Raw genomic sequence first — 369 nt, forward strand, 5'->3', positions numbered from 1 at the left:
GCTCTAACAATCGTCACAAAGCAAGATTGAAAGTCGCTAAAGTTCATGCAGAAATTAGCGATGCTCGTCATGATTTTCTTCACAAATTGACAACTCGACTGGTTCGTGAAAACCAAGTGATTGCAGTTGAGGATCTGTCCGTAAAGAATATGGTCAAAAACCATAAAATCGCGCTCTCGATTAGTGATGCTAGTTGGGGTGAAATCGTTAGGCAACTAGAATATAAGTGCGATTGGTATGGTCGCACTTTTGTCAAAATTGATCGTTGGTTTCCTAGCTCTAAAAGGTGTGGACATTGCGGTTATGTTGTGGATAAGTTGCCTTTAAATATCAGAGAGTGGGATTGCCCTAAGTGCGGTACACATCACG

Annotated in this window: 1 protein-coding gene; it reads left to right on the forward strand. The window is 41.5% G+C overall.

The window, feature by feature from the left end; genetic code table 11:
- On the forward strand, positions 1-369 hold a 369-nt coding region (locus PseudUWO310_RS22605; protein WP_143190604.1), incomplete at both ends, for an RNA-guided endonuclease TnpB family protein.

The sequence above is a fragment of the Pseudanabaena sp. UWO310 genome, assembly GCF_006861605.1.
In the GTDB taxonomy this organism is placed as follows: Bacteria; Cyanobacteriota; Cyanobacteriia; order Pseudanabaenales; family Pseudanabaenaceae; genus Pseudanabaena.